General features: G+C 35.6%; 14 protein-coding genes. 6 read left to right on the forward strand and 8 right to left on the reverse strand.

The window, feature by feature from the left end:
* Nucleotides 1-265: 265 nt before the first annotated feature.
* From MV052_RS08505 to MV052_RS08525, 5 genes are all read left to right on the forward strand, one after another.
* A complete protein-coding gene (locus MV052_RS08505; RefSeq protein ID WP_297443193.1) occupies nt 266-682 on the forward strand; it encodes a nucleotidyltransferase domain-containing protein in 417 nt (138 codons plus the stop codon).
* Nucleotides 675-1,070, forward strand: coding sequence for a HepT-like ribonuclease domain-containing protein (locus MV052_RS08510; RefSeq protein WP_297443196.1), 396 nt, complete (start codon nt 675-677; stop codon nt 1,068-1,070). The genes MV052_RS08505 and MV052_RS08510 overlap by 8 nt, the downstream gene beginning before the upstream one ends.
* Before the next feature lie 33 nt (nt 1,071-1,103).
* Entirely contained in the window at nt 1,104-1,964 is an 861-nt protein-coding gene (locus tag MV052_RS08515; protein WP_297443199.1) for a 2-dehydropantoate 2-reductase, read from the forward strand.
* A 114-nt stretch (nt 1,965-2,078) separates the two neighbouring features.
* On the forward strand, nt 2,079-2,606 hold the full coding sequence (gene msrA, locus MV052_RS08520) for a peptide-methionine (S)-S-oxide reductase MsrA (RefSeq protein WP_297443202.1): 528 nt from the start codon (nt 2,079-2,081) through the stop codon (nt 2,604-2,606).
* A 46-nt stretch (nt 2,607-2,652) separates the two neighbouring features.
* A complete protein-coding gene (locus tag MV052_RS08525; protein WP_297443206.1) occupies nt 2,653-3,600 on the forward strand; it encodes an NAD(P)-binding domain-containing protein in 948 nt (315 codons plus the stop codon).
* On the opposite strand, the gene MV052_RS08530 is transcribed toward MV052_RS08525, so the two are convergent.
* The 7 genes from MV052_RS08530 to MV052_RS08560 form a co-directional block, all read right to left on the reverse strand.
* Nucleotides 3,588-3,941 carry an AMMECR1 domain-containing protein gene (locus MV052_RS08530; protein WP_297443209.1) on the reverse strand — a complete coding sequence of 118 codons (354 nt, stop codon included), beginning with the start codon at nt 3,939-3,941 and terminating at the stop codon, nt 3,588-3,590. The two genes, MV052_RS08525 and MV052_RS08530, sit on opposite strands and share 13 nt — an antisense overlap.
* Nucleotides 3,941-5,104, reverse strand: a complete 1,164-nt coding sequence (locus MV052_RS08535; protein ID WP_297443212.1) for a cation:proton antiporter — start codon at nt 5,102-5,104, stop codon at nt 3,941-3,943. Before MV052_RS08535 ends, MV052_RS08530 begins: the two co-directional genes overlap by 1 nt.
* A 19-nt stretch (nt 5,105-5,123) precedes the next feature.
* Nucleotides 5,124-5,966 (reverse strand): biotin synthase, encoded by an 843-nt coding sequence (locus MV052_RS08540; RefSeq protein WP_297443215.1) that lies wholly within the window; start codon nt 5,964-5,966, stop codon nt 5,124-5,126.
* Complete coding sequence (locus tag MV052_RS08545) at nt 5,966-6,487, reverse strand: YfcE family phosphodiesterase (RefSeq protein WP_297443218.1); 522 nt, start codon at nt 6,485-6,487, stop codon at nt 5,966-5,968. Before MV052_RS08545 ends, MV052_RS08540 begins: the two co-directional genes overlap by 1 nt.
* Complete coding sequence (topA, locus tag MV052_RS08550; RefSeq protein ID WP_297443221.1) at nt 6,487-8,724, reverse strand: type I DNA topoisomerase; 2,238 nt, start codon at nt 8,722-8,724, stop codon at nt 6,487-6,489. Before topA ends, MV052_RS08545 begins: the two co-directional genes overlap by 1 nt.
* 80 nt (nt 8,725-8,804) lie before the next feature.
* Complete coding sequence (locus MV052_RS08555; RefSeq protein WP_297443225.1) at nt 8,805-9,125, reverse strand: type II toxin-antitoxin system PemK/MazF family toxin; 321 nt, start codon at nt 9,123-9,125, stop codon at nt 8,805-8,807.
* Complete coding sequence (locus tag MV052_RS08560; protein WP_297443228.1) at nt 9,119-9,376, reverse strand: type II toxin-antitoxin system Phd/YefM family antitoxin; 258 nt, start codon at nt 9,374-9,376, stop codon at nt 9,119-9,121. Before MV052_RS08560 ends, MV052_RS08555 begins: the two co-directional genes overlap by 7 nt.
* A gap of 188 nt (nt 9,377-9,564) precedes the next feature.
* Here MV052_RS08560 and MV052_RS08565 point away from each other — a divergent pair, with 188 nt between their 5' ends.
* Nucleotides 9,565-10,782, forward strand: coding sequence for a flagellin (locus MV052_RS08565; protein WP_297443231.1), 1,218 nt, complete (start codon nt 9,565-9,567; stop codon nt 10,780-10,782).
* 97 nt (nt 10,783-10,879) lie between these two features.
* Here MV052_RS08565 and MV052_RS08570 read toward each other — a convergent pair whose 3' ends face one another.
* Nucleotides 10,880-12,898: a 6-hydroxymethylpterin diphosphokinase MptE-like protein gene (locus tag MV052_RS08570; RefSeq protein ID WP_297443234.1), complete on the reverse strand. Its 2,019-nt coding sequence runs from the start codon at nt 12,896-12,898 to the stop codon at nt 10,880-10,882.
* Nucleotides 12,899-12,934: the final 36 nt, after the last annotated feature.

Genomic DNA, 12,934 nt, shown 5'->3' on the forward strand with positions numbered 1-12,934 from the left:
TCGAAATCTGCATTATAACTTTTTCTCTTCTTACTCATTTCTTTATCCCTATATTTTCTATTTCAATTGTAACATTTTGAAATTAAATTTGAAAATTTACTGGTTCGATTTTTGGGGTTCATTATAGTAATTATGATGGAACCAAGTTCATATTTCTTATTGATTATTTGAAAAAATAGATTAGCCTGCGTTTCACTTTGTGATTTATAACTTATAATAAACAAATGACTTTGGATATAGTAGTCGTTTTTGTTATAATAGTTAAATGATAAAAACATTACAAACATTTTTTCAAGAATACAACTTTGATTTTGTGTTACTATTTGGGTCCGCTGCTACAAATACTATGCATGAGATGAGTGATATAGATATTGGCATTTTTACAACAGAAAAAATCCCTTTAAAAGAGATTGGCTATATTACTGCTATCTTAGAGAACAAACTCAATAAAAAAGTGGATATATGTTTTTTGCACTCTATTGAGAAAAAAGATCCAAACTTTGCATTTTCAATTTTAGAAAATCATAAACTCATTACACTCAATGATGAAAAAATTTATATTGATTTTAAAACAAAAGTCCAGCTTGCTTATCTCGACCATAAAGAGTTAATTGAAGCAAATTTCACTAGTCTAAAAAATCGATTAGAAAGTGGTAGTTTTGCAAGGAGAAATTATGCTTGAGCGTTTAACGCATTTAGAGGAGAATATTGTCTCATTAAAAGAGTTGCAATCAAAAATTTCTCTTGATAATATAAAAAACAATAAATTTGATGAGTGGGCACTTCGTTATGGAATTTTTGAATCTATACAAATTATTATAGATATCTCGTGTCATATTGCTGCAAAATACAATTTAGGAACATCCAAAAGTTATGTAGAGTGTATTGAGAAACTACAAAAGTTTGATTATATTTCAAAAACACTATCAAAATCTCTCATCTCAGCCATAGGACTTAGAAATATGTTAATTCATGAGTATGTTCGTATCGATCTTGAACAGCTCTATTCATTTTTGGATTTTATTGATGACTTTAGTGCTTTTGGAATTGCGATAAAAGAGCTTGTCTGAATTGGTTGTTTAATGTATTATACGAAGGAAAATATGATGAGAGTTGCTGTTGTAGGTTTGGGTGGTGTTGGTGGCTATTTGGCAGCTAGTTTTGCAAAAACTAGTTTAGATGTTGTAGGATTTGCAAGAGGTGAACATCTCAAAGAGATTCGTAAGTCTGGCATCAAGATAGTAGAAGATACGAAAGAGTGGAGCGTACCGCTAAAAGTACAAGAGCTAAACGCAGTAGAGGGTTGTTTTGATGTGGTACTGTTTTGTGTGAAGAGTTATGATCTGGTAGATTCTTATAAAAACATAGCCTCAAATATTGATGAACATACGATTTTGATGTCATTTTCCAATGGTGTAAATAATGCTGAAGTGCTACGCTCACTCTCAAACGCAGTAGTCTTGGAGAGTTGTATATATATTCTCTCTCACATTGAAAAAGCAGGTGTTATTCGTAAAAAAGGCAAAGTTTTTGCAGCTGTCTTTGGTGGAGATGAAAAAGCGACACAAAAAGTGGCAACTCTCTTTGAAAAAGCAGAACTTCGTTATAAAACTCCACAAAACATTAAAGAAGCGCTCTATAAAAAGTACATATTTATCGCAGCTTTTGCAACACTCACTTCTTACTATGATAAAAGTATCGGGTATATTTACGAACATCATTTTGATATGGCAAAAGAGTTGTTAGAAGAGATAGCTGCTTTTGCCAAAGAAAAAGAGGGCATAGATATAAGTGGTGAGGTACAAAAAGCACTCGACACTGCAAGTAAAGTGCCTTATAAGTCTTCAACTTCTATGCATCTTGATTTTCAAAATGGCAAAAAGACAGAGCTTGAAAACCTTAGTGGCTATGTGAAAAAACCACTGATGCAAGAACTTTATAAAGAACTCAGTAAGAGAAAATAACCTAAGTACCTCTTCAGCTCTTTTATTCTTAATTTTATACTATAGAGAATTTTCAGCTTCTTATTACAAGAAAAATGTGTAATAATTACCCAATTAAAATACTGGGGTAATAGAATGAAAAAAGAGAGAATAGTTTTAGGTGGCGGATGTTTTTGGTGTATAGAAGCAGTTTACACAAATGTAAAAGGAGTTATCTCAGCTGTGAGTGGTTATGCTGGTGGAGCAAGAGCAAACCCTAGTTATGAAAATGTTTGTACTGGAGCAACGGGACATGCAGAAATAGTGGATATCACATATGATGCGGATGAAGTTTCTCTGAGTTCACTCTTAGACATCTTCTTTACTGTACACAATCCAACAACATTGAATGCACAAGGTGCCGATAAAGGAACACAATATCGTTCTGTCATATACTATGCGAATGAAGAGGAAAAAGAGATTATTGATGCATCAATAAAAAAACATCAAAGTGAGTTTGTAGATAAAATAGTGACTGAGGTAAGTCCTCTTCCTGAAGTCTACCCAGCAGAAGGGTATCATCAAAATTACTACAATCAAAATAGCTCGCAAGGGTATTGTCAGGTGGTTATCGCACCAAAACTCCAAAAATTTATGACGAAATTTCCAGATAAATTAGCTTAGATGTGATAAACTATCTTTATTGGTACACATTTTAAAGGTAGTTTTTATGGAAAAAATTCATCAACTAGTCATTGTAGGTGCAGGACCTGCAGGAATCGCTACTGCGGTAGAGAGTTATTTGCAAGGTATTCATGATATTGTCCTTCTTGAGAAAGACACAGAGCATAACTCTACGATTAGAAAGTATTACAAAGAAAATAAGCGTGTAGATTTAGAGTGGAAGGGTCAAAAAGTCGAACTTAACGGTCGTATTCATTTTATCGATGGCACAAAAGAGACGACACTTGATTTTTTTGATGAGATTTTAGATAGTCATGAAGTTGAGCTGCAAACGCAGGTAGAAGTGCAATCTATTGAAAAAAAAGATGGATATTTTGAAGTTCATATGGCAGGCAAATCTTTACGAGCAAAAAATGTTGTTGTTACCATAGGTCGTATGGGAAAACCAAACAAACCAAGCTATAAAATACCTCCAAGCATCAGAAAAAAAGTAAATTATACTTTAGATGATTGTCAAGACGGAGAAAAAGTTCTTATCGTTGGTGGTGGAGATAGTGCTGTTGAGTATGCTGTTGATTTGAGTGAGAAAAATGATGTGGCGATATGCTACAGACGAGCAACATTTCGTCGGGCAAATCCTACAAATCAACAAAACATTGCCAATGCAATAGCACATAATGAGGTACGTCCTATTTTAAATGTAAATATTCTTGGACTAGAAGATGATAACTCTAAAGTAAAAGTCTTATTTGAAGATAGAGAAGCTGAAACATTTGATAGGGTTATTTATGCCATTGGTGGAACAACTCCAAGTGCATTCTTAGCGAGTTCAGGTATCCAAGAAAAAGATGGAAAACCGGTGCATGATGAACATTATGAAACAAATGTCAAGGGCTTATTTGTAGCAGGCGACATTACGCAAGAGAGTGGAGGAAGCATTGCTCTTGGATTAAACCATGGCTATGACATCGCTCGCTATATTCAAGGGAGTTGAGCGATAGCTTTGTCTTTTTCGCTTAATATACCGTCTGGAGTCTCTAAGATGAGTTCAATCTCACAACTGAGATACTCCGAAGTAGTAAGCGGTGAAAAATGCTTGTCTTCAAACGCAGCTCTTTTGGCTCCTATGATGATAGCATCTACTAAACTTTTCTCTTGTTTGCTTGTGTAACTTCCTCTTAATTCATTGTTTATATATAGATTTGTTATTGTAGGTATATTTTGTGCGAGAAGTGCATACTCAGCTAAAAGAGCATCTTTATCTATGGAGTTTTGTGCTTGGAGGACTTCTTCTATAGAGTCTCGGGCGAGTTGCAGTAAAACAGAACGACCCATCACTCAGCTCCTAATTCTTTTTTTATTTTATAAATATTGATAAGTTTGATAACAATCATAACACCTATGACTTGAAAGAGCGCTGCTAAGATGAAAGCAAAATAGTGTAGCTTATCAATAGAGTTGGCACTATATGCTAATGTCGCCATAGCGATAAGCAGTGTAAGGGGCATAGAGTGTGAAAGTCCCATAAGGAGTGCATCGATAACTCCAAGCTCTTTTATAAAAACAAGAGAAGCAAAGAGTCGCATAGTTATCATAATAAAAGTAATAACGACTGCTTCTTTGATAAGCCCCGGCATAAAAAGAGCATCGAGATTAAAAGAGCTGCCAATATGGATAAAGAAGATAGGAATTAAAAACCCAAAACCAAAAGAGGCAAGTTTTTCGGGCAACTCTAGTTTATGCTCAAAGAATGTTGGAATGAAAATACCGGCTAAAAAGGCACCAAAAGCAAGTTCAAGATGCAGATAAAGCATAGCACCTACAAGCAAGAAAAATATCCCCATCGAGAGTCTGATGTCTTGTTCTTTGTTATCTTTGTGTGGCATAAGTAAGGTAGCCACCTTAGGAAACCACCAGAAGATAAGCTGCATAGAACGAAAAAGCAAAAACATAAAAAGAAGAAAGGCTAGTAGTGCCATGATGGTTTGAAAGAGCTTGAGTCCTATTCCGAATTTTAGAGCAGCTGAACTAATGGTGAGTATCATAATACTTGCGACTTCTCCTATCGCACCTACTGTGAGTGAAAGGTTGAGCCATGGGGTTTTACCGTACTCTTTTGAGAGTGAGGCAACAAGTCCAACAGAGATAAGTGGAAGAAGTACGATAAATATTTTTCCAAGTTCAAACTGCATGGAAAAGATGACAGAAGATGCATACAAAATGATAAGGTAAAGGAGAACTTTTTGAAATGTTTTTGGCGTAATTTTTAGTATATTTTTGAGGTTTATTTCTGTTCCTGCGATAAACATCAAGTACAAAAATCCAAACTCTGCCACTAAATCAAAAAGGTGTTCATCATGTAAAAAGCCTGCATAGCCAAGGATAGACCCTAGAATGATCTCTACAGGAGTTGTTGGTAAGCGAAAAGATTTGGCTATAAAGGGTGAAAAAATTATAATGAGAGAGATGGTTATAATTAAAGTGGTATTATCAGCCATATACTCTCTCCCTTACTTGTTAAACGCTTGTAGCTACATCAAGGTTGAGAGATTTGAGCATCTCCAAATCTTGACTCATAACTCTACCTTTTGTTGTTAAGTAGTTTCCTATGACAATGGAATTTGCCCCATTGTCAAAAATCTCAGCTTGGCGTGAGCCAAACATGAGCTCACGACCACCCGCAACCATAATACGCTGCGCATCCGCTAAGGTTTCTCTTGTGAGTTTGATGAGTTGGAGCGCTTCATCAGCTGTAAGAGAATTTGGTTCTAGTTCTAAAGCTTCATTATGATGATAAAAGTTGATAGGTACAGAGGTCGGGTTGAGTGACTTTAAAGATTGAAGCATAGATACTCTATCTTCTTGTGTTTCACCAAGTCCAAAAATACCTCCACTGATAAGTACGAGTCCAGCTGCGTTTACATTCTGACAAGTCTCATACCTTTCACTCCAAGGATGTGTTGTACAGATCTCTGGGTAAAAAGCTTCACTTGTTTCAAGGTTATGGTTGTAGGCTTGAATGCCTGCTTCTTTTAAAACAAGGAGTTGCTCGATACTAGCCGTACCATTACAAGCTATCAAACGCAGCTCAGGGGCAACTTCTTGTACCTCTTTGGCAGCATTGCAGACAAAATCTAAAGTCTTATCTGTAAGCCCTTTATCTGCTGTGACGAGACAAAAACCAAGAGCGCCATTATCTCTTGCATTGATGGCTTCTTGTCTGATTTGATCCATAGGTTTTTGTTTGTATCGTTCTATGTCAGCTTTGTAGCGGACACTTTGAGAACAAAATTTGCAGTCTTCTTTACATGTTCCACTATTAATATTACAGATAGAACATAAAAATATTTTTTCACTCATTACTTTTGCCTTGGAAATGAAAAAGTCTCACTGAGTGAGTACTTTTCTTCTTTTTTATTTTGCGTGTAATATTGTACAATAAACTCATCTTCTACAACATCAAGTAAAACACATTCAGAGATTGGTTTATTTCTAGCACAAACTTCTCCAGGGTTGATAAAAAGTGTTCCCTCGATGAAATCTACTTTAAAGGTATGTGTATGACCAAAGATAATAATCTCTGCATCATTGCTCATATAAAAAGGCAGATGCATGAGCTTGAATTTTGTATTGGCAAGTTTAAAGTAGTAAGGCTCTTGAACTAAATGGTATTTGTTGTGGTACTCTGCTAGATGGGCATCATTATTTCCGTACACAGCTATGTACTTTTTGCCAGATGCCTCGAGAATATCTAATGTTTCAGGGTCAACAATATCTCCAGCATGGATAAAAAACTCAGCACCATTTTGCAAAAGCATAGCAATGGCATCTTTTGCTTTTTCTACTTTTGTATGGCTGTCTGAGATGATTCCTATCTTCATTATTTTTTTTGCTCGTCTATCTCTTCGCGAGGTGTTCTTGCTTTACACTTCACACACTCATATACTTCTTTGTTTCGGTAAGTACGAGGAGCTAAAACACCACTACAATCTTTCTCTTTACACTTGATAGTTGTCGGTTCAAATTTTGATATAAATTTACAATCTGGATAGTTTTCACATCCCCAAAAAGGTCCACGACGAGAGTTTTTCAAGCTAATTTTACCACCACAATCAGGGCAAGGCGTTTCACTGACTTTTTCTTCGACATTAATGCTTTTTGTATTTTTACAATCTGGATAGTTTGAACATGCTAAAAATTCTCCATTACGACCGTTTTTCACAATCATATCTGCACCACATTTGTCACACTTCTCATCAGCCGTTGTCTCTTTTTTCTCTACCTTATTGCCCTCTTCATCACACTGTTCTGTATATTTACACTTAGGAAAACCACTACACGCGATGAAGTTTCCAAAACGACCACTTCTTAAAAGGAGCTCATTCTCCCCACATTTAGGGCAAGTTCTTCCGAGTGGTTTTGCAAGTTTAAGAGAAACAATGTTTTCTTTCCCTGCATCTATTTGTTGCATAAATTTTTGATAAAACTCAAGTAGAAGTTTTTGCCAGTCAACTTTGCCTTCTGCTACTTCATCAAGCTCTTCTTCCATCTCTGCGGTAAAATTAATATCTACGATATTTGCAAAATGCTTTTCTAATATCTCCGTTACAGTAAATGCAATCTCTGTTGGGATGATTTGCTTTTTCTCTATGGTCACATAGGTTCGGTTTGAAAGTGTCGCTATGGTTGGTGCGTATGTTGATGGTCGTCCAACGCCTTCAGCTTCTAACTTTTTAATCAAACTCGCTTCTGAGTAACGAGAAGGTGGCTCTGTAAAGTGCTGTTCAGGTTTTACACTTTGTATCTCAGCCTTGTCACCTTGTGTTAACCGAGGAAGGAGTTTATCTTTATCTTCAGCCCCAGTTACAGCATAAAAACCATCAAAGATGAGTTTTCTACCACTTGCACGGTATTCGTTTTCATTGCCTTTAAAGATGATACTTTGTTGTTCAAACTGTGCATCTTCCATCTGACACGCCATAAAACGCTCATATATCAAGCGATACAGCTTAATCTCATCTGCTTTTAAAAAGCTTTGTGCAACCTCAGGAGTGAACTGCAGCATAGTAGGACGGATAGCCTCATGCGCTTCTTGTGCTCCTTTTGATTTTTTAGTATAAACTTTTGGCTCTTTTGGTAGGTATTTTTTCCCAAAACGGTTTTCGATGATACCGCGAACTGCACCTACAGCTTCTTTTGCAAGGTTGAGTGAATCGGTTCTCATATAAGTAATAACCCCAGAAGTTCCATCTGGAGTTTTTACACCCTCATAAAGTGTTTGGGCTATCATCATCGTTCTTTTTGGAGTAAACCCGAGTTTACTTGATGCTGCTTGTTGGAGTGTTGAGGTCATAAATGGTGGTGGTGTTGCACTTTTTCTCTGTTTTGTTTCAATTTTTGCAATGATAAAGTTGTCATTTTTGACACTTTGTGTAATTGCATCCGCTTTTTCTTTGTTCTCTATAGAGAGTTTAGAGATCTTTTCATCTTTATGTTTGATGAGTGTTGCGTCTATATTTGTTTTAAACGCAGTGTTTATAGTCCAATACTCTTGAGGGATAAAAGCTTTTATCTCTCGCTCACGATCGACTACAAGTTTGAGTGTAGAAGATTGTACCCGTCCACCAGAGAGACCTTTTTGAATTTTAGACGCTAAAAGAGGGGAGAGTTTGTACCCAACGATACGGTCAAGAAGACGACGTGCTTGTTGTGCGTTTACCATATCCATATCAATTTTACGAGCAGACTCAAGTGCATGTTTGATAGCAGTTTTTGTAATCTCATGGAAAACAATACGTGGTAGTTCAAGTGGATCTTTTTTGATAGCATGCGCTATGTGCCAGCCTATAGCTTCTCCCTCGCGGTCCTCATCGGTTGCGATATAGATAACATCAGCTTTTTTAGCTTTTTCTTTTATCTCTTTAACCGTAGGGGCATTCTCTTTTGCCACAGAGTATTTGGGAACAAGTTCGTTCGTTTCTTCATCTAAAGTGATTCCAAAACGAGATTTTGGTAAATCTCGGATGTGTCCTTTAGAAGCGATAACATCATAATCTTTACCTAAAAAGTTCTTGATAGTCTTGGCTTTTGCGGGTGATTCGACAATAATTAATTTCAAATTGTTTTCCTATATATAGTATAGTGATTTGTTTTTCAAGTTTGGAAGTGTAGCGAAAAAAAGATTAAATGTGAAAAAGTTTAGCACTCAAGCTGATTACAAAGTTCTTTTTTAATCTTTTGTAAACTAAGATCTTTTAAAGAAGCAATAAATTTTGATCCCAAAATAAGTTCGCTATCTACAGCAGTAAGTTTAGGAACGACAACAACAGACTCCTTTTTTAAACTACCATCTTTAATATCTGCATTTGTTATGAGAATACCTTCTCTTTTGAGATTGCTGGTTAGAGGTAAGACTAAGACATCATTTTTAGAAATCGTATGAAAGACCAACACAGGTCGTCCTTTTGCTTTAGTGAAGTTAGAGTAAGGCATATTGATATAAAAGATACTTCCTACCACTCTGAATAATCCTCGTCTTCATCATCAAAGTTATTGCTGCTAAGACCTATAGCTATCTTTGAAAAGTTATCAATCTCGCTGTCACTCCAAAAACTCCACTCATCATCTGTATTTTGAAGCTTTTTATACTTTTCATAATCCATCACAACAACAAAAGGCTTTTCTCTTTTTGTGATAAGTATGTCATCACGCAAAGCTTCTTGGAGTCTTGTTGAGTTTTGTTTTATCTCTGTTGCAGATATAGTATGCATAAAAGTTCCTTTTGTCTATTTAGGTTATTATAACTATTTTAGCTATCTGTGTCAAATATGAAAAAAATTACAAATTTTCTAAAGTTATTTTTTGAGTTGACGATATTGTTATAGTCTCGGGCAAGGAAGCCTAAAGATAAAATAAAAAACACAAGGGCGTAAGGCTCTTCCATAGAAAAGGATTTATTATGGGTTTTAGAATTAACACAAACGTTGCGGCAATGAACGCACACAGAAATTCTGTAGAAACAAATAAAGGTTTAGATAAAAGTTTAAATGCTTTATCTTCTGGTTTACGTATTAACAAAGCGGCAGATGATGCTTCTGGTATGGCGATTGCAAATTCACTTCGTCAACAAGCGCAAGGTCTTGGTCAAGCTATCAACAATGCAAATGACGGTATCGGTGTTGCGCAAACTGCTGATGGTGCTTTGGATGAGTATACAAAAATCATTGATACAGTAAGAACAAAATCTATTCAAGCTGCATCTGATGGTCAAACATTGGATTCTCGTAAAAAAATTCAAGCAGATATTGACAGACTTCTTGAAGAAGCACAAAATATCGCTTCAACGACTTCATTTAATGGACAAACACTTCTAAACGGTGCATACCAAAATAAATCATTCCAAATTGGTGCGTACTCTGGTGAGACTGTAAAACTTTCTATTGGGGATACACAAACTTCACAAGTTGCGAATTTCTCTTTAGCTGAAACAGGCGTTGGTTTTTCTCGTTTAAGTGGCGCTGCAAATACAGGTAATAGTTCAGCTTCACTTTCTGTTACAGTTGTTAATGCTGATGGTTCAACTGCAACAGTATCGACTTCGTCAATTACATTTACTTCTGGTGCTGATTTATCCGGATATCAAGTTGCACAAACTATTGTAGATAAATTTAATCAGCAGGCACAGGTTGCAGGGGCAGATGTAAGAGCAAGTATTGTTGAGGCAACTGGTTCAACAATAGATAACCCTGAGTATAGTATTCGTATAGACTCTTCTGGTGATTTAACTGGTATGACTATAGGCGATAATGTAAATGACGGTAAAACATCTACTCTAATCGCAAATACTGCTGCTGGTTTAAATAATAATCTTTCAACAGTTGATGTTACAACACGTAGAGATGCACAAAAAGCGATTACTATTGCTTCTTATGCACTCAAAGACATAGATGCGACGCGTTCAGATATCGGTTCGGTTCAAAATCAACTTGAATCTACAGTAAGAAATATCTCTGTTACACAGGTAAATGTTACGGCAGCGGAATCGCAAATCCGTGATGTTGACTTTGCGGCTGAGAGTGCAAACTTCTCTAAACTCAACATTCTTGCACAGTCTGGTTCATATGCTATGAGTCAAGCAAATGCTGTTCAGCAAAACGTGCTTAGATTATTACAATAGTAATAATCGCTAAAACAAGGCTCTAGCCTTGTGAGCAAGTTTCTTTAGAAAATGTTTTAAGACTGCTTCAGTAGTTTTTTTTCTTTGTTCTCAAGCTTCAGGCTTGGGAACTCTCTTCTTCTAGCACTTTGAGTACATGTAAATCTTTCTCATATGTTTTTATAATCTTTTTAATATTTTTTACAAACACAGCGTGAAATTTTTTTGTAAATTTTTTGGAGTTTTTTAACTCTTTTGTATTAAAAAAATCATCTGCATAAGGTGTAGTGTTCATATAGTATATAGTCATCAGATCTCTGAGTTCAAATATACACTCATGATTACACATTGCACTTACCATATCAATAAGATTGAGTTTAAACATAAGTGCATCACTGTGGGGTGCATTTGTAAAGCTCTCAAGCAGCTGATAGTAATCTTTGATTTGTCCTATACGACAATAGATACCGTCTATTTCATTTTGATCAAGTTGTGTTGTTGATAAATTGTCAAAATATTTTTTCATCTCGTTTCGCACGAGTGTTTTGTCTTGTTTTTGTGGCAGTGTTACATCTTTGATGTAGGTTGGAATTGTTTGATCAAGTTTACAGCCATCTGAGAGATTGTAAATGCTTTGTGTCGGTGTTTTGTATTTTCTGGTGAAGTAGTTGATAACAGGGATGGAGAGCATAAACAAAGGAGTTGATTTGACTTTATCTTTAAAATTTCCTGCTATTTCAAGGACAGAGTCACCAAGGTGAAAATCTTGATTCTCCTCTGTTTGTGCTTTGTTATTATTGTTATCTATTGAGCGTGCTTTAAAGTGGTCAGGCGTGTGTGAAAGCCCCTCATCACTGAGTGCCAAATCTATTCCTAAAAGATAAATCTGCGGTGCATTGAAGATAAGAGCCAAGGCATGGATAGAGTCTCCAACACTTGAGACTGTCAGTGTGCTACGGGAGAGTTTGTATTTTGTTCTGTCTTCATGCAGATAGATATTTTCTTTTTTAAAGCGTTGAAAAAGTTCAGGAGAGACAGAAGCACTGAAAAAGAGGAGTGTTTCTTCTAAAAAATCCAAGTCTCCCAAATTTTCAAGCATTTCATGAGTTGTATATACATTCTCGTCAATTTGAACAGCAATATCAGGAGTAACACCGATGCGTTTGAGGGTGTTGAGTGCTGTAAATGCAGCGATAATGACAAATCTGTCTTGATTTTCTTTTACCCATTCTGCATTTTTGTAAAGTGATGGGCCTGCACCTAAAACAAGCCATGGTTTGTCTTGAAATATTGTATCTTTTTCTCTTTTACGCAGGTCTAGAAACTTATACTCTTCATTGATTTTATCTAAAACTTTTCTGTTTTTTTCTAAGATACGATTATGGGAGTAGGTCGCTTCGGGTCGAGAGATGAGAATGGCTTGAATCTCTTGAATTTTTGATTCATATGCTGAGGAAAAGAGATGAAATTTAATAAACTGGTTTTTGAAAAAAGCATTGGTATAAAAACCATTAAAGCACTCTCTAAAGGTGCCTGCATTGTCTGCGATTGAGAAAAAACTTGTTGTATTCATAAGCGCTTGTTTATAGTCAATAGTAAAAAGAGAAAGGCGAAAAAGTTCCAGGTTATCTTCTACTATGAGCACTACTTGAAAATCATATTTTTCAACAGCTTTAGGAATATGGAGCCCAAGTCCAACACCCAAAAATATAAATTTATCAAGCTCTTTCATGTGTGTAGAATCATCAATATTTTTATGATAAAGTTCGTATATCTCTGCAGTAGTTGCAAAATTTGTATAGGCATTTGCATTTTTTATTGTTTCAAAAGAATTTTCTTCAAAGTTGATTTTCCGTAAACTTCGAAAACTTTGATCATTTTTTTTCAGGTTAATGTCATCAACAATCTTTTGTGAGAACTCTTGAGAATTTGTATTGTAGAGTTTTGCCCCGCTTGCAAGTTCAACAACATCAAAGTATCCATCTTCATAGATTAGATCGTACTTTGGGGAGAGTCTTCCATCATCCAGCAAGCTCTCCAATGCTAAAATTTTATTGGAAACTTTTTCATTGTATTTTTTAAAAAATTCAATATTATTTTGATAGTTTTTTATAGCCTGTTCTTCTATATTTTGCATACACATCCTTTCATAAGTAGTACTCTAAGCATAAAA

This window comes from Sulfurimonas sp. (genome assembly GCF_026988655.1).
In the GTDB taxonomy this organism is placed as follows: domain Bacteria; phylum Campylobacterota; class Campylobacteria; order Campylobacterales; family Sulfurimonadaceae; genus Sulfurimonas.